The following is a 22080-nucleotide window of genomic DNA, read 5'->3' as shown; positions in this document are numbered from 1 at the left end:
CGCTCGCTCTGTGACATGTATCTCAAACGCCGCCTGTGAACGGTCAAATGGGGGCGATCGGGCGTTCCCGTCCCGGATTTCGTGGACGGCGACCTGCGCATCGCCGTTGGTAGCCCTAGCCTTCCCCGAGGTCGCGCCATCGCGCGTCCGATGCGAGGTACAGGCAGGTCTCGTCACCGCTGGACGGAGAAGGACACGCATGAGTCAGTCACGATTGGGGATCGTCGCCGAGTCGGCGCCCGGTGAGGCACGGGTCGCGGGCACGCCCGCGACGGTGAAGCAGCTCGTCGGCCTCGGCTACGAGGTCGTCGTCGAGTCGGGGGCCGGCGAGGCCGCCTCCTTCACGGACGAGGCGTACGCCGCGGCCGGCGCGCAGGTCGTCAGCGGCGACGCGGCATGGAGCAGCGCCGTCGTGCTGAAGATCAACGCCCCCACCGACGCGGAGCTCGCACGGCTGGCCGAGGGCGCCACGCTGATCTCGCTGCTGAGCCCCGCCCTGCGCCCCGAGCTGGTCGAGAAGCTCGGCCGCGACGCGCTGGGCAAGGACATCACCGCGCTCGCCATGGACGCGGTGCCGCGCATCTCGCGCGCCCAGTCGATGGACGTGCTGTCGTCGATGGCCAACATCGCCGGCTACCGCGCCGTCATCGAGGCCGCGCACGAGTTCGGCCGCTTCTTCACCGGCCAGGTCACGGCGGCGGGCAAGGTGCCGCCGGCGAAGGTGCTCGTCGCGGGTGCCGGTGTCGCCGGCCTCGCCGCGATCGGTGCGGCCTCCTCGCTCGGCGCCATCGTGCGCGCGACCGACCCGCGGCCCGAGGTCGCCGACCAGGTGAAGTCCATCGGCGGCGAGTACCTCGAGGTCGTCGTGCCCGAGGAGGCCAAGGAGGTCTCCTCCGACGGCTACGCCAAGGCCACGAGCGACGCCTACAACGCCCGCGCCGCGGAGATCTACTCCGAGCAGGCGGCGGACGTCGACATCGTCATCACGACGGCCCTCATCCCGGGGCGCGCGGCCCCGCGCCTGCTCACGGCGGCCGACGTCGCGTCGATGAAGCCCGGGTCGGTCATCGTCGACATGGCGGCCGCCCAGGGCGGCAACGTCGAGGGCTCGGTGGCCGGCGAGCGCGTGGTCACCGCCAACGGCGTGGTCATCCTCGGCTACACCGATCTCGCGGGTCGCCTGCCCACCCAGGCCTCGCAGCTCTTCGGCACCAACCTCGTCAACCTGCTCAAGCTCATGACCCCGGAGAAGGACGGCACCCTGGTGCTCGACTTCGACGACGTCGTGCAGCGCGGCGTGGCCGTCGTGCGCGCCGGCGAGACGACGTGGCCCCCGCCGCCCGTCCAGGTGTCGGCGGCGCCCGCCGCGGCCGCCCCGGCCGCTCCCGCCGCCCCCGCCGTCGAGAAGGCTCCGCCGTCGCCGGCGCGGAAGTACGGCCTCATCGGGCTCGGCATCGCCTTGCTGTTCCTCGTCAACGCGACCGCGCCCCAGCCCATCCCGCAGCACTTCACCGTGCTCGTGCTGTCGATCGTCATCGGCTACTACGTGATCGGCAAGGTCGCCCACGCGCTCCACACGCCGCTCATGTCGGTGACGAACGCGATCTCCGGGATCATCGTCGTCGGTGCCCTCGTGCAGATCACGTCCGACGACACGGCCGTCCAGGTGCTCTCGGCCGTCGCGATCCTGCTGGCCAGCATCAACATCTTCGGCGGCTTCGCCGTGACCCGTCGCATGCTTGCGATGTTCTCGAAGGACTGAGGGACCGTGACCGACAACCTGCTGGACATCTCCGTCGCGGCGTACATCGTCGCGGCCCTGCTCTTCATCCTCAGCCTCGCCGGGCTCAGCAAGCACGAGACGGCCCGCGCGGGCGTGGGCTACGGCATCGCCGGCATGGCGATCGCGCTCGTCGCGACCATCGCGCTCGCCGTCGACGGCGCCGAGGCGCTCGGGGTCGTGCTGCTCGTCGGGGCGGTGGTCGTGGGCGCCGGCATCGGCCTGTGGCGGGCCCGCATCGTCGAGATGACGGGCATGCCCGAGCTCATCGCGCTGCTGCACTCGTTCGTCGGCCTCGCCGCGGTGCTCGTCGGCTGGAACGGCCACCTGGAGCACCCGCCGTACGTCGGTGCGCTCGAGGACATCCACCGCGCCGAGGTCTTCATCGGCGTGTTCATCGGCGCCGTCACCTTCACGGGCTCGATCGTGGCGTACCTGAAGCTCAGCGCGAAGATCAAGTCCGCCCCCCTCGTGCTGCCGGGCAAGAACGCCATCAACCTCGGTGCGCTCGCGGCCTTCGCGGGGCTGACCGTCTGGTACGTGCTGGACAACCAGCTGTGGCTGCTCATCGTGGTCACGCTCGTCGCGCTGGCGCTCGGCTGGCATCTCGTCGCCTCCATCGGCGGCGGCGACATGCCGGTGGTCGTCTCGATGCTCAACAGCTACTCGGGCTGGGCGGCGGCCGCGGCGGGCTTCCTGCTCTCCAACGACCTGCTCATCGTGACGGGCGCGCTGGTGGGCTCCTCGGGTGCCTACCTGAGCTACATCATGTGCAAGGCGATGAACCGCTCGTTCATCTCGGTGATCGCGGGCGGCTTCGGCATCGAGGCGTCGTCGTCGGGCGACACCGACTACGGCGAGCACCGCGAGATCGACGCCGCGGGCGTCGCCGAGCTGCTCAAGACCGCGACCAGCGTGATCATCACGCCGGGCTACGGCATGGCGGTCGCGCAGGCGCAGTACCCGGTCGCCGACCTCACCAAGAGGCTCCGCGAGCGCGGCGTCGAGGTGCGCTTCGGCATCCACCCCGTCGCCGGCCGGCTGCCCGGGCACATGAACGTGCTGCTCGCCGAGGCCAAGGTGCCCTACGACATCGTGCTCGAGATGGACGAGATCAACGACGACTTCGCCTCGACGTCCGTCGTGCTCGTCATCGGCGCGAACGACACCGTCAACCCGGCCGCCAACGACGACCCGTCGAGCCCGATCGCGGGCATGCCGGTGCTGACGGTCTGGGAGGCGGAGGACGTCATCGTCTTCAAGCGCTCCATGGCGGTCGGCTACGCCGGCGTGCAGAACCCGCTGTTCTTCCGCGACAACACCCAGATGCTCTTCGGTGACGCGAAGGACCGCGTGGAGGACATCATCCGGGCTCTCTGACCCTCCCCGGGCCCGCCTGCGTCGTGGGGCCCCCCCCCCCCGGGGGGGGGGGGGGGGGGGCCCCGCGCGGGGGGGGGGGGGGGGGGCGCCCCCCCCCCCCCCCCCGCCCCCCCGCCCCCCCCCCCCCCACGACCGCGTCCGGGGTGGGTTGGGACCGCCGCCCAGGGGGCACCAGAGCCGTCGTGTCCGCACCGACGAGGCCCCCCGACGTACGCGTCCCCGTCGGCCAGCGAGGGGCGCGGGATGATCTGCGGAACCGGTGCGCTCGGAACCGGTGCGCTCGGGGCCGGGCTGAGGGTGCGTCGGTTCCGCAGGACACGGAGACGGTACGCCGCGGGCCGGGCTGCCTGGGCCGGTCCGGGAACTGTGCGGCTGGGGCAGCTCGGATCGCGTGGGGGCTGCCCCAGCTGCACATTCCGCGCCCCGCAACGGGGCGCGAGGAGGCCCGGCGACCACACCGGGATGGCCACCTGAAAGCACGCAGAACAGCGCCGTACGACGGGAATTGTCGGGCGACCTCGCTCGTTGGTCAGGGTGCGTCGGTCCGAGATCATGCCCCCGGGCCTCACCATTTGCCGCTACGAGCGGCCGTTCGCCGAGAGGCGGCTGACGGGCCGGCGAGCAGAACCACGCGGCCTCCCGCCGGGTAAGCCCCAGGCGGGAGGCCGCGTGCTGCATCCGGACACATCGCCCCGCAACGCGCAACCACCCGCCCGGTGGACCCGGACGGGTGGCTGCGGGGTGGTGCGGTGGATCAGGGAGCGGGGTAGCCCGTGGGGTTCTCGCCGAGGTCGACGATGGCCGCGACGGGGCCGCCGCCGTCGGGGCCCTGGTGGGCCGCCGACACGGAGACGAACACGGCCGGGTCGCCGGTGACCGAGGCGGTCACGCCGCCGACGGCGCTCTTGATCTGGCGGTGCCAGTGCACGTCGGAGTCGTCGAGCATCGCGTTGCGGCGTCCACGGACCTCGCCGTCCTGCGACACCTCGCACTTGAGGAACACGTTGACGAGGCGACCGCCCAGGTCGGACGTGTGGGGGCGCTCGGGCAGGTCGAGACCGGCGTCCTTGATCGCGGCCCAGATGCCGTCGGTGTCGAGGGCGTCGTTCATGACCGCGTGGCCGATGCGGTAGCGGCCGCCGACACCGCGGGCGTTGCCCACGACGACGATCTGCGCCTGGTCGAGCTCCACGCCCGAGGAGCAGGACGCGACGGACGAGTACAGGTCGCGGTTGTGCATGACGTCGGCGTCGGTCGGCTGCTCGATCTCGCCGAGCGCGACGGCGATGCCGAGCGCGGTGCAGCCGTTGGACAGGTCCATCGACTCGTGGGTGTGCTCGGTCCAGACCGTCTTGCCGCGGCTCTTGGCGTCGCGGATGGTGTGGATGGTGAGCAGCGGCGTCTTGGTCTGCACGTAGTGCACGTCGGCCGGGTCGGTGATGCCCGCGCGCTCCATGGCGACGCGCACGCCGGCGGCGACCTTGTCGACCATCGCGATGCGGCCGATGTCCTCGGGCAGCAGCTCCTCGCTCATGGCGAAGCCGACCGTGAGGCGCAGGTCGTCGGTCTTCTCGACCGAGTCGGCGGGGACGGTGGCGAAGATGGTGGCGTGGGGCGAGATGACGCCGTCCGTGCCGCCGGACCACACGATCGGGACCTGCTTGACCTCGGACTCGGGACGCGAGCCCTTCTCGAGGAGCACCTCGCGGAAGGCGCGGTCGGCGATGATGCGGGTGTAGTCGTTCACGCCGCCGTTGCCCTCGGTCTTGCCGATGACGGCGATGACGCGGTCGGCCTCGATGGTGCCGGCGTCGATCAGCTCGGCGAGTCCGGATGCGTCCGAGACGTTCTTGATGGGGACCTTGCGGACCTCGATGGCGTCGGGCACGACGGTTACCTCTCTCTTCGGTGGCCCCGGCCGCGGTGCGGCCGGGGATCGGTGCGGGTCAGACGGTGGCAGGAGCCGGTTCCGGCACGATGACGGTGCCGACCAGGTCGGCGCCGTCCCCGGCGCCCCCGGCTCCCTGGACGTGCTCCGCGACGGCGGCGACGGCGTCGCGGATGCGGTCGAGCGACGTGATGATCGAGCAGCCGCCCTGCTCGGCGAACCGCAGCGCGGCCTCGACCTTGGGGCCCATGCTGCCGGACGCGAAGTGACCCTCGGCGGCGATGGCCCGCATCTCGCCCACGGTCACGCGACCGAGGGGGCGGGCGTCGGGGGTGCCCCAGCCGATGACGGCGTTGTCGACGTCGGTGGCGATGACGAGCACGTCGGCGTGCACGAGCCGGCCCAGCAGGGCCGCGCCGAGGTCCTTGTCGATGACGGCCTCGACGCCGGTGAGGGCGCCGTCGTCGCCGCGCAGGACCGGGATGCCCCCGCCGCCGGCGGCGACCACGACGAACCCGGACTCGACGAGCGCGAGCACCGCGGGGGCGTCGACGATCTCGCGGGGCTGCGGCGACGGCACGACGCGGCGCCAGCCCTTCTCGCCGCGGTCCTGCCAGTTCTGGCCCTCGGCCACGAAGCGCTGCGCCTCGGCCTCGGGCAGGAAGCGGCCGACCGGCTTGCTGGGCTGGAGGAAGTCGGGGTCGTCGGCGTCGACGACCGTGCGGGTCACCAGGGCCGCGGCGCGACGGTCGATGCCCTGCGCGGTGAGCGCGGCGTCGAGGCAGATCGTCAGCGTGTAGCCGAGCGTGCCCTGGGTCTGGGCGCCGCACCAGTCGAGCGGCACCATCGGGACCACGTGGGCGGTGAGCTCGTTCTTCACCAGGAGGTTGCCGACCTGGGGGCCGTTGCCGTGGGTGACCACGACGTCCGTGCCCGTGGCGACGAGCTCGGCGATCCGTGCCGCAGCGGTGGCGATGGCCTCCCGCTGGGCCTCGACCGTGGCCGTGCCGTCGGGTGCTGTCATGGCGTTGCCGCCGAGTGCGATGAGCGCGCGCACGTGGTTCTCCATCCGTGTGATCTGGCTCTCGCCGTCTGCATCGAATCTAGGCGCGACGAGAGTGCGGGGGTACGGCGAGGGATGCCCGAGGTGGGCCGTCGTCGTTGGCAGACGTTGCTGTCCGGGTGGCGGGCGGGCGGAGCGCGGTCGGGCCCGAGCGGGTCGGGCCCGACCGCCTCAGGCCAGGCCGAGGTCGCGGCGGAGCGCGTCGCGGACGGTGGTGGGGGTGCGTCCCAGGAGGACGCCGAGCGCGAGCGGGCTGCCGACGAGGCCGTGCGCGTCGTAGTGGTCGAACATCGCGACGAGGTCGTCGACGTCCGGGCGGGTGCCGTCGGGGTCGACGGCGGCGCGCCAGTCGGCGACCGGCTGGTGCTCGGCCCGCACGGGCCGACCGGACAGCTCGGCGACCACCGCGGCCAGGTCGGCGCTCGAGAGCACCTCGGGGCCGGAGAGCTCGAAGGTGCCGAACACCGTGGCCGAGTCCTCGAGCACCGCCACGACGGCCTTCGCCACGTCGGCCAGGTCGACGGGCGTGAAGGGCCGGGCCACGTCGTACGGGACCCGGTAGGTGCCGCCGGCGACCGCGGCGTCCCAGAAGGGGAGCACGTTCTGGGCATAGCTGGCGGGCTGCAGCACGGTCCAGTCCAACGAGCTGGAGCGGACGGTGAGCTCGGAGGCGGCCTTGCGCAGGTGGTGCGGCATGGCCGGCACGTGGGGCTGCAGGACCGAGTGGAAGACGAAGCGGCGTACGCCGGCCCGCTCGGCTGCCGCCACCACGTCGGCGGTGAGGGCATCCTCGGTCGGGTGCATGTTGGGCGGCACGTGGTGCACCGCGTCGACGTCGGCGAGGGCGGCCGCGATCGCGTCCGGGCCGGCCTCCAGGTCGACGACGCGGGCCGCGGCGCCCTGCTCGCGCAGGGACGCCGCGGCCTCGGGCCGACGGACCAGGGCCACCGGCTCGTGGCCGGCCTCGAGGAGGCCGGCCACGACGGTGGCGCCGGTCTTGCCGGACGCACCGGTGACCGCCACGCGCAGGGTGGTGCGGGGGTCGGTCATCGGCTCAGACGTAGTCGTACGGCGAGCTCGTGGCCCCGCCGGACAACCGGGCGTAGCCGGGACCGCGGTCGAAGAACGGCGCGTCGGCGTCGCGCTCCGAGCGCAGCTTCTCCCGCAGCGCGGTGGTCGCGTCGACGTCGACCTCGGGGGCCGCCACGCCGTCGGGGTCCACCTCGCCGGCGAAGACGACGCCGTAGTCGGCCTCGGCGGCCGCGACGGACACCTTGCGCCACCACACGTCGCGCGCCACGTGGGCCGGGTCGCGGTCGAGCGGGTCGCCCCAGCCGCCGCCGCCCGTGGTGCGGATGCGGATGACCTCGCCGGCCTTGACCTCGACGGCGTCGACGAGGGCGTCGACCTCGCGCTCGTTCGGGCCGTCCGGGTCGATCGTCACGCGGAACGGCTGGCCGGCCTTGCCGCCCTTGACGCCCCAGCACGACAGGATCGAGCGGTCCGCGATGGACATGAAGTGCGCGTCCGCGAGCATGCGGATCTGCTTCTCGTAGCCCAGGCCGCCGCGGAACTGGCCCGCGCCGCCCGAGTCGAGCGCGAGACCGAGGGACTCGACGCGGAACGGGAAGCGCGACTCCGTGAACTCCGTCGGGAGGTTCCGCGAGTCGGGCACGACGTGGATCGTGTCCTCGCCGTCGGCGTAGTAGCGACCGCCGGAGCCGCCGCCCAGCACCTCGCGCATGAGGTAGGGGTTGCCCTCGAGGTCGTTGCCGTAGACACCCGTGTAGCGGATGGTCTCCTGGTCGGCGGGCATCTTGCCGTCGACGGCCTTCGCGACCACGCCGGCGAGCACGCCGAGCAGGCGCAGGATGACGAACGTGCGGGCGTTCGTCGGCGCCGGGAACTCCGGCGTCAGCAGCGTGCCCTTCGGCGGGAAGCGCATCTCGATGAGGGGCGTGATGCCCTCGTTGACGTCGAGCTCCGCCATCCGCTCCGGGGTGTCCGCGAGGTTGCGGAGGATGGGCGCGATCCACTTCTTGAGGAACGAGCCGTCGGCGTAGTCGCCGCAGTGGTTGATCGGACCCTTGGCCTGCGGCGCCGTGCCGGTGAAGTCGATGATGAGGCGGGGACCGTTGTCGGGACCGCCCGTCTCCTCCTTCGTCAGCGTGATGCGCTGCGTGTGCAGGCGCGGGTCGTCGACGCCGTCCTGCTCCGCGTAGTCCTCCCACACGAACGTGCCCGTCGGGATCTTGGAGAGGATCTCGCGGCGGAACGTCTGCGTGGTCTTGTCGAGGATCGCGTCGAACGCGGCGAACACCTGGTCGCGACCGTAGCGCTCGAACAGGTCCGTCAGGCGACGGGCGCCGAGCAGGCACGCCGAGCACTCGGCGTCGAGGTCCGCGGCCAGCGAGTCGGGCATGCGGGAGTTGCGCGTCATGATCTTCAGCGCCGCCTCGTTGGGCACGCCGCCGTCCCAGAGCTTGATCGGGGGGACCATGAGGCCCTCCTCGAACACGCTCGTCGCGGTGCTCGGCATCGAGCCGGGCACCGAGCCGCCGATGTCGTCGTGGTGGCCGAAGGCCTGCACGAACGCGACGACCTCGGGACCGTCGCCCGAGTCGTGGAAGACGGGCGCCGTGATGCACAGGTCGGGCAGGTGGCCGATGCCGCCCTCCGACATGTAGACGTCGTTGTGGAAGAAGACGTCGCCCGGCTTCATCGTCTCGACCGGGTAGTCGCGGATGACCGGCTGCACGAGCGCCGAGTAGGACCGGCCCGTCAGCTTGCGGGCGTGCTTGTCGTGGATGCCCGCGCGGTAGTCGTGGGCGTCGCGGATCATCGGCGACCGGCTGGTGCGGCCGATGGAGGTCTCGACCTCCTGCTCGACGGAGGCCAGGTAACCCTCGACGATCTCGACGACGACGGGGTCGACGTCGACGCCGTCGGTGAGCCGGTACGGCGCGTCGCCGCCCGGGGCGCGCACGCCCACCACGGTCGCGGTGTCGGTCTCGGGGGTGCTGAGGACGTCGCTGGTCACGAGAGGTTCTCCTTGCGGGTGATGAGGAGGTTGCCGAAGCGGTCGACCTCGGCGACGAAGCCGGGGTGCAGCGGGACGGTGGAGCTGAACTCCTCCACGATCGCCGGGCCGGTCACGACGTCGCCGGCACCGAGCTGGGCGCGGGCGACGACGGGCGCGTCGTACCACTGGTCGAAGTAGACGCGGCGGGTGCCGGTGACGGCGCCCTCCGAGCCGGTGCCGTCCGCGATCTCGCGCAGCTCGGGCTTGCGGATCGGGCCGATGCCCGAGACGCGCAGGTTGACCCACTCGACGGGCTGCGTGGAGTCGCCGCGGAAGTCGTAGCCGTAGAGCTTGTGGTGCTCGGCGTGGAACGCGTCGGCGACGGCCTCGACGAGGCTGTCGTCCATCGGACCGTCCGGCACGGGCACCCGCACCTCGAAGGCCTGGCCGACGTAGCGGAGGTCGGCCGTGCGCTGGAACTGCCGCTCGGCGGGCTCGAAGCCCTCGCGGGCCAGGGCCTCGTCGGCGTCGCGGGCGAGGTCCTCGAGCAGGCCCGCGACCTTCGCGCGGTCGAGGTCGTCGTGCTTCGTGATCGCCGTGCGCACGTAGTCGTTGCGCACGTCCACGGTGAGCAGGCCGTAGGCGGAGGTGTTGCCCGGGTTGAGCGGCACGATGACGCCCTGGAGGCCGAGGATGTCGACGAGACGGCAGGCGAGGAGCGAGCCGGAGCCGCCGAACGTGACCATGCGGAAGTCGCGGGCGTCGAGGCCCCGCTTGACCGTCACCTGGCGCAGCGCGTTGGCCTGGTTCCAGGCCGAGATCTCGAGGATGCCGTCGGCGGCCTCCTCGATGCCCAGGCCCAGCTTGCCCGCGATGTCCTCGATGCCGGCGCGCGCGGCGTCGACGTCGAGGGGGATCTCGCCGCCGAGGAGGTGGGGAGGGATCCGGCCGAGCAGCACGTGGGCGTCGGTGATCGTGGGCTCCTGGCCGCCCTTGCGGTAGCAGAGCGGGCCCGGGTCGGCGCCGGCCGACTGGGGGCCGACCTTGAGCATGCCCTCGGGGCTGATCCACGCGATGGAGCCGCCGCCGGCACCCACGGTGACGACGTCGATCATGGGGATCTTGCTGGGGTACGGACCGACGGTGCCCTCGGTGGTCAGCGCCGGGTGGCCGTCGATGACGACGGTGACGTCCGTCGACGTACCGCCGCCGTCGCAGGTGAGGACGCTGTCGAAGCCCGCGCGCTGCGCGATGACCGCGGCACCCAGGGCGCCGGCGGCGGGGCCGGACAGGACCGTGGTGATCGGCTGGCGCACGACCTCCTCGGCGGACAGCACGCCGCCGTTGGACTTCATCACGTAGAACGGCACCTCGCGGTGCTCGGTCTCCGCGCCGTCCTGGGAGCCCTCGGCGCCCGCGATGAACGAGTTGAGGCGCTCGGTGATGTTGTTGACGTAGGCCCGGATGTTGGGCTTGACGGCCGCGTCGACGAGCGTGGTGACGCTGCGCTCGTACTCGCGGTACTCCCGCAGCACCTGCGAGGACAGCGAGTAGTCCGCCTCGGGGTACTCGCGCTGGAGGATCGCCAGCGCGGCCTCCTCGTGCTCGGGGTTCGCGTAGGAGTTGAGGAACGACAGACCGATGGTCGTGACGCCCCGCGCGCGGAAGTAGCGGGCCGCGGCGACGACGTCGGCCTCGACCAGCGGGCGCACCTCGGAGCCGTCGACCGCGAGGCGGCCACCGACCGTGCGGACCAGGTCGACCGGCACGATGCGGTCGGGCTTGACCCAGAAGTACGAGTTGCCGTAGCCGTCCGGGACGGACTGGCGGGCGATCTCGAGGAGGTGGCCGTAGCCCTCGGTCGTGATGAACCCGAGGTTCTCGACCTTCTCCTCGAGCAGCTTGTTGGTCGCCACGGTGGTGCCGTGGCTGACGGCCGTCACGGCGTCGCCCTCGAGGCCGAGCAGGCCGAGGACCTTGTCGATGCCGTTGAGGAAACCGTCGGCGGGGTTCGCCGGGGTCGAGGGCGTCTTGGTCGTGACGAGCTCGCCGGTCTCCTCGTCGACGGCGACGACGTCGGTGAAGGTCCCACCGGTGTCGATGCCGATGCGGATGCGACGCGTGGCGCTCATGCAGCCTCCAGGTTCGTTGGTGCGTTCATGGCATTGAACCTCGCGGCCCGTGACCGGGGCTTCGTCAAAGTTGGCCGTAAAAACGATGATTCTTCGTCAGGTGCCCACTCCGTTCGTTACATCTGCCAACCTGCCTCCCCGGGTCGTGGTGCCAGGCCTGCGGAAAGTGGTGGGCTCGCACCACGACCCGGGGGAGGAGGGGAGGGGTTGGCACAACCCGCCAAGCCGCGGGGGCGTGCTTCGGCACCCCTCCGCCCTGCCGTACGGCGCGGAGCGTGCCTACGCTGGTCCACCTGGCCGACCCGGAGGTCGACCGCGAGGTCCACAGGAGGAGGCGGCACGTGCAGGGACCCGAGTCCGTGGCGGCACTCGTCGACGACCTCGCGCGGGTGGGCTACCTCGCCGACGAGGGCACGGCGACGGCCGCGTGGCTCGCCTGGCGCACCTCCCGCCCGCTCCTGCTCGAGGGCGAGCCCGGCGTCGGCAAGACGTCGCTGGCCACCGCGCTCGCCCAGGTGCTCGGCCGCGACCTCGTGCGCCTGCAGTGCTACGAGGGCATCGACGCGTCCGCGGCGCTCTACGACTGGGACCACCCGCGCCAGCTGCTCCACGTGCGGGCGCTCGAGGCCGCTGGTGGTGTCGACGCCGACGCGCTCGAGCACGACCTGTGGAGCCGACGGTTCCTCCTGCCGCGTCCGCTGCTGCGCTCGCTGGAGGCGCCGAGCGTGCTGCTCGTCGACGAGCTCGACCGGGCCGACGACGAGTTCGAGGCCTTCCTGCTGGAGCTGCTCAGCGACTTCGCGGTGACGATCCCGGAGTACGGCACCGTCACCGCCGAGGTGCCGCCCCTCGTCGTCGTCACCAGCAACCGCACCCGCGAGGTGCACGACGCGCTCAAGCGCCGCTGCTACTACCACTGGGTCGAGCATCCCGACCTCGACCGCGAGACCGAGATCGTCCGCCGCTCGGTGCCCGAGGCCGACGCGGCCCTGGCCGCGGGTGTCGCCCGGGTCGTCGCCCGGCTCCGCGACGAGGACCTGCTCAAGGCCCCCGGCGTGGCCGAGTCGATCGACTGGGCCCGCACGCTCCACGCCCTCGGCGCCACCACGGTCGAGCCCGCCGCCGCGGCCCGCACCCTCGGTGCCGTGCTCAAGTACCGCGAGGACCAGCAGCGCGTCGCCGCCCACCTCGCCGAGCTCCTCGCGGAGCCGGCGTGAGCCTGGCGCCCGCCACCGCTCCTGCCGCCGGGCCCGACCTCACCGCCGAGCTGACCGGTCTGGGGGACGCGCTCCGCCGCGCGGGCGTCGACGTGCCGGCGGGCGCCGCCCGGGCGGCCGTCGTCGCGCTGGCCGCGCTCGCGGGGACGCCGGGTCCGGGGGCCGGCGAGCCGAGCCGGGGCGCGACGTACTGGGCCGCGCGGCTCACCCTCTGCTCCCGCCCCGACGACCTCGCCGTGTTCGACGAGGTCTTCGCGCTGTGGTTCGACCGGGCCGCGTGGGCGGCCGACGTACGCCGCGGGGTCACCCTCCCGACGTACCGCGACGTCCCCGTGCCCGGCGACCAGGCCGACGCCGGCGACGTGGAGGTCGCCAGCGCACCCCCGACGGCCAGCCGTCTGGAGGTGCTGCGCCACCGCGACGTGGCCGCGCTCGACGCAGAGGATCGCGCCCTGGTCGCCCACCTGCTGGAGCGGATGGCCCACCGGCCGGCGTACCGCCGCTCGCGCCGCACGCGCCCCGGTCACCACGGCCGCGTCGACCTGCGCCGCGTGGTGCGCGAGGCGGTCCGCACCGGGGGCGACCCCGTGCACTGGCCGCGGCGGCAGCGGCGACCGCGGCCGCGCCGTACGGTCGTGCTGCTCGACGTGTCGGGGTCGATGCGGCGGTACGCCGAGACCTACCTGCTCTTCGCCCACGCGCTCGTGCGCAGCCAGCCGAACGCCGAGGTCTTCTCGCTCGGCACCCGGCTGACGTGCCTGACCCGCGCCTTCCGCTCGTCCGACCCGCAGCGCAGCACCGACGAGGTGGCCCGCCGCGTCGTCGACTGGAGCGGCGGCACCCGGCTCGGGGAGGGCCTGGCGGTGTTCCTCGACCGGTGGGGACGACGGGGCACGGCGCGGGGCGCGGTCGTGGTCGTCGTCTCCGACGGCTGGGAGCGCGGGGACGCCTCCCTGCTCGGCGAGCAGATGGAGCAGCTGCACCGCCTCGCCCACCGGGTCGTGTGGGCCAACCCGAACCGCGCCCGTCCCGGCTTCGCGCCGCGGACCGCCGGGCTGGTGGCCGCGCTGCCGCACGTCGACGCGTTCGTCGACGGGCACAGCGTCGCCGCGCTCGAGGCGCTGACCGACGAGATCGCCGGGTCCACGAGGCTCGGGACGGCTGGAGGACGACGTGCGTGAGGTGCTGGAGGCGGCCCGGGCCTGGTGGGCCGCGGGGGAGCGGTTCGCGCTCGGGACGGTCGCGGCGACGTGGCGCAGCGCGCCCCGCCCGGCCGGCGCGACCATGGCGGTCGGACCGGACGGCACGGTCGTCGGCTCGGTGTCGGGCGGGTGCGTGGAGGGCGCGGTCTACGAGCTGGGCCGCGACGTCATCGACTCCGGCGAGCCCGTCTTCCAGCGCTTCGGGGTCTCCGACGACGACGCGGCCGCGGTGGGCCTGACCTGCGGCGGGATCCTCGACGTGCTCGTCGCGCCGGTGGACGCCGGCACCTTCGGGGTCTTCGAGGCGGTCGCGGACAGCATCTCCGCGGAGCGACCGGTCGCGCTGGCGACGATCGTCGACGGGCCCGCCCCGCTCGGCGCGCGGCTCGCGGTGTGGGAGGGGGAGACCTCCGGCTCGCTGGGTGACGCCTCGCTCGACGCCGTCGTGGCCGCCGAGGCGCGGGCGCTGCTGAGCGTCGGCGAGACGCGCACGTTGCGCACCGGTCCCCGCGGCGAGCTGCTCGAGGACGACGTCACCGTGCTCGTCGAGGTCTTCGCCCCGACCCCGCGGATGATCGTCTTCGGCGCCATCGACTTCGCGCGGGCGACCGTGCGGATCGGGAAGGTGCTCGGCTACCACGTGACGGTCTGCGACGCGCGGCCGCTCTTCGCGACGCCGGCCCGGTTCCCCGAGGCCGACGAGGTCGTCGTCGACTGGCCGCACCGCTACCTGTCCGGCACCGCCACCGACGAGCGCACCGTGCTCTGCGTGCTGACGCACGACCCCAAGTTCGACGTGCCGTTGCTGGAGGTCGCGCTGCGCGGCCCCGCGGCGTACGTCGGAGCGATGGGCTCGCGGCGCACCCACCGCGACCGGCTCGACCGGCTCCGGGAGGTGGGCGTCACGGACGCCGAGCTCGCCCGGCTGCGGTCGCCCATCGGCCTCGACCTGGGCGCGCGGACGCCCGAGGAGACCGCGGTGTCGATCGCGGCCGAGATCGTCGGGTTGCACCGGGGCGGGACCGGTCGACCGTTGACGGAGCTCGAGGGACCGATCCACGCGGGGCTGCTGCGGGCCGACCCGCCCGGGGTCGGGTGAGGCTGCGGGCCGGCGCCGCGGCGCTGGGCCTCGTGGTGACGGTCGCCGCTCTCGCGGGCGTTCCAAATGTGCGGCTGGGACAGGTCTGAGACTATCCGGGCTGTCCCAGCTGCACATTTCCGGGACGGCCGGGGCCAGGTCGGGGCGAGCTCGGCCCGGACCGGACAAAGAAAACGCGGACGGCGGGCAGCCAAAGGGCCGTCTGGACCGATCCAACCGAGGGCCGGGTCCGCGTTTTCCTCCACCGGCCCGAGCCCGTCCGCGTTTTCTTCCCCCGGCAGCCCGCAGCTGGATCGGCCCGAGCCGCCGCGCGAACTGTGCACCTGGGACACGTCCGCGTCGATCCGGGGTGTCGCAGCCGCACATTGCGGGCGCCCGAGCTACAGCAGCCGGCCCGGCCTACCCCGCGACGTGCCGCGACGGCCCCAGCAGCACGCCGACCACGACCTGCGCGCCGGCGACGACCGCGAGGAGCAGGAACGGCACGGTCCACGACCCGAGCGCGTCGTGCAGCGCCCCGATCCCGGTCGGGCCGCCGGCGGCGACGACGTAGGACACGAGGAACGCCATCCCCGCGAGCCGCGCGGAGTCGTGCGCCGTGGCGGCGTGCTCCACGAGCTGCGTCAGCCCCAGCGTGAAGGCGGCGCCGTTGCCGAACCCGAGCAGCAGCACGATCGCCCAGGGGACGGACTCGGGGGCCACGACCAGCGCGGTGAGGGCGACGGCGTTGACGGCGCCGGCCGCGGCGTACAGGGCCCGGCGGTCGCGCACGCGGTCGACGACGAGCGGTACGACGAGGGCGGAGGCCAGCTGCGCCGCGCTGAAGCCCGCGAGGAGCAGGCCGGCGGCGGCCTCGTCCCAGCCGCGGTCGGTGTAGGACGGTGCGATCCAGGCGAGCAACGCGTAGAACATGATCGAGCTGGTGGTGAGGTAGCCCGTCACCAGCCAGGCGGCCGGGCTGCGCCACGGCAGCCGGGCCGTGGCCGCGGGACCGGCCGCGGAGCGCATGGGGACCGGTCGACGGCCCGCGCGCACGACCCACCAGACGGCGGCAGCGGCGGCCGGGACCGCCCAGATCCCCAGCGAGACGCGCCACCCGGCGGCGTCGGCGAGGGGTACGGCGAGGGCGGCGGCCACCGCGGCCGTCGTCATCATCGCGGCCATGTAGGCGCCGGTCATCGCGCCCGGTCGTCGCGGGAAGTGGCGCTTGACGGCGCCGGGCAGCAGCGCGCCGACGATCGCGATGCCCGTGCCGGCGACGAGGGTGCCGCCGACGAGCACCGCGGCGGGACCCCACGGCCGCACCGCGACGCCGACGGCGATCGCCACGGCGCCCACGGCGAGCGCCCGCTCGAGGCCCAGACGGGCAGCGAGCAGCGTCGCCGCCGGTGCCAGCACCCCCATGCAGAGCACGGGGAGCGCGGTCAGCAGTCCGACGGCGACGCTGCTCAGGCCGAGCGCGTCCTCGAGCTCGCCCACGAGGGGCGGCACCGAGGTCAGGGGCGACCGGGTGCTCGCGGCCACCGCCACCAGGGCAGCGACGACCGCGAACCGCCCGGCGCGGCTCACCCGAGCGTCGGCGCGGCAGCCGCCAGGGCCTGGATGGCGCCCTCGAAGCACTCCATCGGCGGGGTCACGAGGCCCGCGCCGACCTGGCCGACGCCCGCGACGCGACCGGCCATGCCGGTATTGATCTGCGGGAGCACACCGGAGCCCAGCACCTTGGTGACGTCGATGCCCGTGGGGGTGCCGCGGAAGTCGAGGATCGGCACGCCGAGGCGCTGGTTCTCGGTGGTGGTGATCTGGTACATCAGGCGCGTCGCGGTCAACGCGTCGCCGACCTCGCCGCCGATGAACCGCACGATGGCCGGGGCCGCCGCCATCGCGAAGCCACCGATGCCGGCGGTCTCCGTGATGGCCGAGTCGCCGATGTCGGGGTTGGCGTCGTCGGGGCCGAAGTCACCGAGGAACATGCCGCTCGGCGTCTGCGCCGGGCCGGTGAACCACTGCTGGCCGGTGCCCGACACCTGGATGCCGAAGTCCGTGCCGTTGCGGGCCATGACGGTGACGACGGTCGAGCCCGGGATGTCGGCCGCGGCGCTCGTGATGAGCTTGCAGGTCGGCATGACCAGGTTGAGGGCGAAGTGGTCGTTGCCGCCGATGAACCGCACGACCTCCGCCAGGCGCAGCGGGTCGACGCCGGCCTCGAGGATGTCGGGGAGCAGGTCGCGCATGAACATGAGCGTGCCGGCGCGGTTGCGGTTGTGGCCCTCGTCGCCCATCTGCACCATCTGCGCGACGATCGCCAGCATGTCGAGCTCGGCACCGCGGTCGCGGGCCCGGCGCACGCCGCTCTGCAGGGCGGGTCCGAGCACCTCGCTCATCCAGCGCAGGCGGGTGACGACCTCCTCGCTGTACGCGCCGTACCGCAGCACCTTGCCGAGGCCCTCGTTGAGCGAGCACCACGACGTGCGGCCGCTGGACGGGTCCGTGAGCTCGAAGACCCACATCGACGGGCTGACGACGCCGGCCATCGGGCCGACCGCGCCGCGGTGGTGGCAGGGCTCCCACGTGAAGGTGCCGGCGGCGAGCTTGCGCTCGGCCTCCTCGGGCCCGCTCGCGAGGCCCTCGAAGAGGACCGCGCCGATGAGCGCGCCGCGGAGCGGACCGGAGGCGCGCTCCCACGTGATGGGGGGACCGGCGTGCAGGAAGTGCCCGGGCTGCAGGTCGAGCGCCTCGCTCGCCAGGCGCACGTCGACGAGCTCGGCGCCGGCGGCCAGCATGCGCTCGGCGGCGAGCTTGTTGGCCTCGACGCGACGGGCGTCGGCGAGCACGCGGGCCAGGGCCGCGGAGGTGCCGGCGGGCGGCGGGGTCCAGTCCACGTCGGTGACGTCGACGCCCTGGGCGCGCAGGGCGTCCGAGAAGAGGGCGACGCCGGTGCCGACGACGGACGGCGTGCCGTCGAGAAGGTCGAGGGTGTTCATCGCTGGCCTCCGGAGACGAGGGCGACCGCGTAGCGGGTCGCCGCGGCGTTGGACGAGAAGACGGAGGCGCCGGCCGCCGCGAGCGCGGCGGCCTGGGCCTCGAGCCCCTGCGGGTCGGCGTCGGTGCCGCACAGGGAGATGACGACGGCGAGCTCGCGGCCCGCGTCGGCGGCGGTACGGCGCGCAGCAGCGACCGCCGGGGCGAGGTCGCCCGCCGGGTCGGCGTGCGCCCCGTGGCCGAGCACGACGTCGAGGAGCACGACGCCGGTGGCCGGGTCGGCCGCCTCCTTCTCGAGCCGCGCGAGGCGCAGGCCCGGGTCGATCATCGGGTGGGGACGGCCCTGGGTGAGGGTGTCGTCACCGAAGTCGATCATCAGGTGGCCGTCGTGCTCGAGACCGGCCGGCAGGGCCAGGTCGGGCCGCAGCGGGATGTTGGAGCGGATGTCGCCCAGGGTCTCGGCGGCGATGAGCATCGACTCGTCGCAGAGCGTGCCGCCCGCGAAGAGCCCGCGGAGCGCGCCGTCGACGCGGGGCGCCTCGGCGGGCACGCCCCAGGTCGGCCAGTCGGGACGGTCGACGCCGAGCTCGACGAGCACCTTCTCCACTCCGGCGGTGATCGTCGGCTGGCCCGCGCCGAGGAGCACGAGGTGGACGGGGGTGGCGAGCGTGGCGGCGTACTCCTGCAGGTCGGCCGCGACGGCCGGGTGCGGGGGCTTGGAGACGACGACGATGACCTCGGTGGCGGGGTCGGCGTCGAGGGCGGCGAGGGCCGCGCGGGCGGAGAGCCCGCCGACGGCCTCGGAGAGGTCGCGCCCGCCCAGGCCGAGGCAGTGGGAGACGCCGACGCCGGCGGTGTGCAGCAGGCTCGTGAACTGCTGGGCGCCGGTGCCGGACGCGGCGGCGACGCCCACGGGGCCCTGGCGCACGACGTTGGCGAACCCGAGGCCCACGCCGCCGACGATGGCCGTGCCGCAGTCGGGGCCCATGACGAGCAGGCCGCGGTCGGCGGCGGTGCGCTTGAGGAGCACCTCGTGCTCGACCGGCACGTTGTCGCTGAAGACGAGCACGGAGCTGCCGGCGTCGAGGGCGCCCATGGCCTCGGCGAACGCGTGCTCGCCCGGCACGGAGACGACCGCGAGCGGAGCGCCGCTGCGCTCGACCGCCCACCGTGTGGTGCGCGGGGTGGGCTCGCCGCCGAACGTGTCGCCGGAGCCGCCCCCGCGGCCGATGGACGCGACGGCGTCCTCCATGACGGCGAGCGCGGCCGCGACGGCCTCGTCGCTCTCGGCGGAGACGGCGACGACCATGTCGTTCGGCCCGGCGTCGGCCGGGATGTCGAACCCCATGCCGCTCAGCACGTCCAGGTTGAGCTCGGTCGCCATCGCGACCTGGGCCTTGTGGACGCCGGGCGTCCCCGCGACGGTCGCGGAGACCTGCATCAGGGAGACGGAGTCGACGTACCGGCCCCGTCGGACCTCGACGTGGTGGACGTCGGTACCAGTGGCGCTCATGCGCAGTTCCTCTCGGTGGACGGCACGGGGGAGAGCAGGGAGCGGGAGGCGGCGACGGCGAGCAGGCCGTCGCGGATCCCGTCGGCCAGGTCGGCGCCCGACGTGTGGCCGAGGGCCAGCAGGGCGGCGACGTGGCGGTCGAGGACCCCGAGGGCGCCAGTGACCTCGGGGTCCCCGGGACCGGGGGCGAGCAGGGTGGTGAGCACGCGCCGTACGGCGGGGGTCGCGCGCCCCTCGGCCGCGGCGGCGAGGAGCAGGCGGGAGGCCGTCGTGGTGCGGGTGCGGGCCAGGTCGAGCACGGCGGCGGCCGCCGCGTCGGTGCCGGGCGTGCCGAGCACCCGGTGCACGAGCAGCACGCCGGAGCAGAGGTCGTCGCCGGTCGGGGTGAGGCCGGGGCCGCGGCCGATCAGCGTCGGCGCGTCGGCGACCAGGGCGGCCGGGGTGGCGTGGCCCCCGGTCCAGGCGTGGGTCACGGCGGGCCAGGGGGAGTCGGTGGCCGCGGTCCGTGCGGCGACGCGCTCGCGGGCCGCGGCCAGGCGCCGGGCCGCGCTCGCCGGGTCGGCGGCGTCGGGGTCGGTGACCCGCAGGCGGCTGTCGGTGTGGGCGCGGACGGGCACGACCACGTCCCCGCAGCGGAGGACGGCGTCGCCGAGCAGGACCGGGTGGGTGGTGCGGGCCGCGAGCACGTGCTCCCAGGCGAGGCCGAGCGGGAGCCGCACCGCGTCGGGCACGACCACGGCGTCGTGCTCGACGACCGCGCAGGCGGGCTGGCCCGTGCCGGCGTCGACGAGGTACGCCGCGGCGCGGGCCGCGAGGGCGACCCGCAGCTCCCGCGGCGGTCCGGCCACCCGGCCGCCCAGCGCGAGGTCGGCGTCGGCTGCGGAGGTCACCGCACGGACGCTAGCCGGAGCGGGTACGGTCCCCCCATGTACGAAAGTGCCAAGGATCACGGTGACTCTGGACAACTGTCGCCCATGATCTTCGACCGTCCGGTGCAGGAGTCCTGGGGCTACGGCATCTCCGTCGCCCAGATGCTCGAGCTGCCGGAGCTGGCGGGCACGACCTGCGTCGCCGGCGCCGCCGGGCTGCGCCGCCGGATCGAGCGCCTCAACGTGATGGAGGTGCCCGACATCGGGCCGTGGATGCGGGAGCAGGAGCTGCTCCTCACCACCGGCTACCCGCTGCGGGAGGACCCCGAGCAGCTCGTCGACCTCGTCGTCGAGCTCGACGAGCGCGGGGCCGCGGGCCTCGGCATCAAGCTCGGCCGCTACATCGACGCGCTGCCGGAGCGGGTGCTGGCGGAGGCGGAGCGCCGCTCGTTCCCCGTGCTGACCCTGCCCGACATCGGCTTCGACGACGTGCTGTCCGTCGTGCTGTCCGAGGTGCTCAACCGCCAGAGCGTGCTGCTGGCCCGCTCCGAGCACCTCCACCACGAGCTGCTCCAGCGGATCACCGCGGGGGAGGGGCTCGCCGAGGTCGCCGACCACGTGTCGCGGCTCGTCGGCGCGCGGGTGCTCGTCACCACGGCCGACGGGCGCGTGCTGGTCGAGACCGACCGCACCGAGCCCGGCCGCGCCGCCCACGGACCCGAGGGGATCGGGGAGGACGACGGCCTCGAGCGCGACCCCACCGGGCGGGTGCGGGTGGAGACGCTGGCCTACGGGTTCAGCGACGGCCCGCCGCAGCGGATCGTCGTGCCCGTCGTGGCCGGGCGCCAGGACCACGGCCGCCTCGTCGCGACGGCCACCCGGCGCGTCCTCGAGCCGGCCGACGAGCACGCGCTGCGTCGCGCCGCCACGGTCATGGCGCTGAGCATCACCAAGCAGCGCGAGCTGGCGGCCGTCGAGAGCAAGTACGAGGGCGACTTCCTGCGCGACGTGCTGGCCGGTCGGGCCGGTGACCCCGACGAGGTCGTCGCGCACGCCGCGATGCTGGGCTGGCGCTTCGAGCGGCCCGCGGTGGTGCTCGTCGCCCAGCACGACGACCCGCCGCCGCCCTTCCGGCCGGCGGCCGGCGCCGCGCCCCCGCAGGACCGGTTCTTCGCCGCGTGGCGCTCCGTCGTCCGCTCGGCCGACCCCGGTGCCGCCGTCGTCGGCCTCGGCGGCGAGGTCGTCGTGGTGCTCGGGGTCGACCCGGCCCGGGCCGGCAGCGTGCAGGACGTCGTGCGGCCCTTCGTCACGCGCGTCGCCGGCGACGGCGGCGGCGGCCGGCGCACCTTCTGCACCGGCCTCTCGCGCGTCTTCACCGACGTGGGGGACCTGCCCGCGGCGTACGAGCAGGCGCGGAGCGCCGTCCGGGTCGGACGGTGGCTGCAGGGCCCGGGCGCCGTCGTCGAGTTCGACTCCCTCGGCATCCACCGGCTGCTCAGCCTCGTGTCCGACCCCGCCGAGCTCGCCGGGTTCGTCGCGGACACGCTCGGCGACCTCGCCTCCGACGACCCCGAGAGCGACGACCTGCGCACGACGCTGCAGGCGCTGCTCGACCACAACCTCAACGTCGCGGAGACCGCGCGGCACCTGCTCTTCCACTACAACACCCTGCGCTACCGGATCACCAAGCTCGAGCGGATGATCGGCCCGTTCACCACCGACGCGCACCTGCGGCTCAACATCGCCGTAGCGCTGCAGGCGCTCTCGCTGCGTTCGGTGAGCGAGGCGTTGCCGCAACGTGTCTCGGTAGCCAGAAGTGCACAACGCGGCAGCGGTGACGCTGGCAGAAGTCGATGATGTAGCGGAGGTGGCGCCTCCGTAGGCTCAGCGGACCGCGTGTGGTCGAGGCCACACGTCGGTCCGATGCTCGGGC

At 74.0% G+C, this 22080-nt stretch carries 15 protein-coding genes; 6 read left to right on the top strand and 9 right to left on the bottom strand.

What is annotated here, in order from left to right; genetic code table 11:
• Nucleotides 1–199 precede the first annotated feature (199 nt).
• Nucleotides 200–1762, top strand: a complete 1563-nt coding sequence (locus G3T38_RS04345) for a Re/Si-specific NAD(P)(+) transhydrogenase subunit alpha (RefSeq protein ID WP_163770855.1) — start codon at nt 200–202, stop codon at nt 1760–1762.
• 6 nt (nt 1763–1768) lie between these two features.
• Nucleotides 1769–3160 (top strand): Re/Si-specific NAD(P)(+) transhydrogenase subunit beta, encoded by a 1392-nt coding sequence (gene pntB, locus G3T38_RS04340; RefSeq protein ID WP_338037461.1) that lies wholly within the window; start codon nt 1769–1771, stop codon nt 3158–3160.
• Nucleotides 3161–3914: 754 nt separating this feature from the next.
• Here the strand turns inward: pntB and bar are convergent.
• From bar to G3T38_RS04315, 5 genes are all read right to left on the bottom strand, one after another.
• Nucleotides 3915–5048 carry a barbiturase gene (gene bar, locus G3T38_RS04335; RefSeq protein WP_163770854.1) on the bottom strand — a complete coding sequence of 378 codons (1134 nt, stop codon included), beginning with the start codon at nt 5046–5048 and terminating at the stop codon, nt 3915–3917.
• A gap of 58 nt (nt 5049–5106) precedes the next feature.
• Entirely contained in the window at nt 5107–6105 is a 999-nt protein-coding gene (locus tag G3T38_RS04330) for a carbamate kinase (protein WP_338037460.1), read from the bottom strand.
• 177 nt (nt 6106–6282) lie between these two features.
• Entirely contained in the window at nt 6283–7161 is an 879-nt protein-coding gene (locus tag G3T38_RS04325; RefSeq protein WP_163770852.1) for an SDR family oxidoreductase, read from the bottom strand.
• A gap of 4 nt (nt 7162–7165) precedes the next feature.
• Nucleotides 7166–9151, bottom strand: a complete 1986-nt coding sequence (locus tag G3T38_RS04320; RefSeq protein ID WP_338037459.1) for a hydantoinase B/oxoprolinase family protein — start codon at nt 9149–9151, stop codon at nt 7166–7168.
• Nucleotides 9148–11265 (bottom strand): hydantoinase/oxoprolinase family protein, encoded by a 2118-nt coding sequence (locus tag G3T38_RS04315; protein WP_163770851.1) that lies wholly within the window; start codon nt 11263–11265, stop codon nt 9148–9150. Before G3T38_RS04315 ends, G3T38_RS04320 begins: the two co-directional genes overlap by 4 nt.
• A 341-nt stretch (nt 11266–11606) precedes the next feature.
• Here G3T38_RS04315 and G3T38_RS04310 point away from each other — a divergent pair, with 341 nt between their 5' ends.
• From G3T38_RS04310 to G3T38_RS04300, 3 genes are read left to right on the top strand one after another with little or no spacing between them, the layout of a single operon-like run.
• Nucleotides 11607–12482: an AAA family ATPase gene (locus G3T38_RS04310; RefSeq protein WP_338037458.1), complete on the top strand. Its 876-nt coding sequence runs from the start codon at nt 11607–11609 to the stop codon at nt 12480–12482.
• Nucleotides 12479–13663, top strand: coding sequence for a VWA domain-containing protein (locus G3T38_RS04305; protein ID WP_206675779.1), 1185 nt, complete (start codon nt 12479–12481; stop codon nt 13661–13663). Before G3T38_RS04310 ends, G3T38_RS04305 begins: the two co-directional genes overlap by 4 nt.
• Complete coding sequence (locus G3T38_RS04300) at nt 13656–14783, top strand: XdhC family protein (RefSeq protein WP_163770850.1); 1128 nt, start codon at nt 13656–13658, stop codon at nt 14781–14783. The genes G3T38_RS04305 and G3T38_RS04300 overlap by 8 nt, the downstream gene beginning before the upstream one ends.
• 399 nt (nt 14784–15182) lie before the next feature.
• Here the strand turns inward: G3T38_RS04300 and G3T38_RS04295 are convergent, their stop codons facing one another.
• The 4 genes from G3T38_RS04295 to G3T38_RS04280 are packed head-to-tail and all read right to left on the bottom strand — an operon-like array spanning nt 15183 to nt 20168.
• Nucleotides 15183–16352 (bottom strand): MFS transporter, encoded by a 1170-nt coding sequence (locus tag G3T38_RS04295; RefSeq protein WP_163770849.1) that lies wholly within the window; start codon nt 16350–16352, stop codon nt 15183–15185.
• On the bottom strand, nt 16349–17767 hold the full coding sequence (locus tag G3T38_RS04290) for a YlbE family protein (protein ID WP_163770848.1): 1419 nt from the start codon (nt 17765–17767) through the stop codon (nt 16349–16351). The genes G3T38_RS04295 and G3T38_RS04290 overlap by 4 nt, the downstream gene beginning before the upstream one ends.
• Nucleotides 17764–19278, bottom strand: coding sequence for an FdrA family protein (locus G3T38_RS04285; RefSeq protein WP_163770847.1), 1515 nt, complete (start codon nt 19276–19278; stop codon nt 17764–17766). Before G3T38_RS04285 ends, G3T38_RS04290 begins: the two co-directional genes overlap by 4 nt.
• Complete coding sequence (locus tag G3T38_RS04280; protein WP_163770846.1) at nt 19275–20168, bottom strand: oxamate carbamoyltransferase subunit AllH family protein; 894 nt, start codon at nt 20166–20168, stop codon at nt 19275–19277. The genes G3T38_RS04285 and G3T38_RS04280 overlap by 4 nt, the downstream gene beginning before the upstream one ends.
• 84 nt (nt 20169–20252) lie before the next feature.
• On the opposite strand from G3T38_RS04280, the gene G3T38_RS04275 reads away from it, so the two are divergent.
• Nucleotides 20253–22004: a PucR family transcriptional regulator gene (locus G3T38_RS04275; protein ID WP_163770845.1), complete on the top strand. Its 1752-nt coding sequence runs from the start codon at nt 20253–20255 to the stop codon at nt 22002–22004.
• Nucleotides 22005–22080 lie beyond the last annotated feature (76 nt).

Source organism: Nocardioides zeae, assembly GCF_010686755.1.
GTDB lineage: Bacteria > Actinomycetota > Actinomycetes > Propionibacteriales > Nocardioidaceae > Nocardioides > Nocardioides zeae.
This window is presented reverse-complemented; position numbering and strand designations above follow the sequence as displayed.